Raw genomic sequence first — 594 nt, 5'->3', positions numbered from 1 at the left:
TTACCCTCATTCTTCAGTACCAAGAGCATCTTACTGAATTGGAACAGAACATAGATGCTCTGGCTGAAGAAATTGAAGAGTATGAATTAATTCAGTCGATTCCCGGTATTGGGCATAAAATTGCGGCAACAATTTTATCTGAAATTGGAGAAGTCGACCGATTTGATCATCCTAAAAAGCTAGTCGCCTTTGCAGGCATTGACCCGAGTGTCTTTGCTTCCGGTAAGTTTACAGCAACTCGAAACCGAATCACGAAACGTGGGTCCAGGCAGTTGCGTTACGCGCTCGTGATGGCTGTTCAGTGTGGACTTATTCGTTCTCGCAACACTCGACTCAAAGAATTTTACGAACGCAAAAGAAGCGAGGGTAAGCCGTATAAAGTAGCATTGGTCGCATGTGCAAACAAGCTAGTTCATTGGCTCCATGCCATCTTGAAAAGTAAAAAGGCATTCCGTCTGGCTTAACAATTACAATTGGTTTAACCTTCCAAAACGCTGTCCGAAATGGAGGGTTATTTGACTTGCCTATTTTAACTATAACATAAGATTTATGGTCATTTTACTGGTAATCTTGACATGCTATTAGCTGGTATAG

General features: G+C 41.8%; 1 protein-coding gene. It reads left to right on the top strand.

The window, feature by feature from the left end; genetic code table 11:
* The coding region (locus L696_RS0117805) for an IS110 family RNA-guided transposase (RefSeq protein ID WP_025684841.1) at positions 1-464 on the top strand (464 nt) is incomplete at its 5' end.
* Between the last annotated feature and the right edge of the window lie 130 nt (positions 465-594).

Origin of the sequence: Paenibacillus maysiensis (assembly GCF_000520815.1) — a bacterium.
In the GTDB taxonomy this organism is placed as follows: Bacteria; Bacillota; Bacilli; order Paenibacillales; family Paenibacillaceae; genus Paenibacillus; species Paenibacillus maysiensis.
Note: the sequence above shows the minus strand (reverse complement) of the source record. Positions and strands in the feature narration are given on the sequence as shown.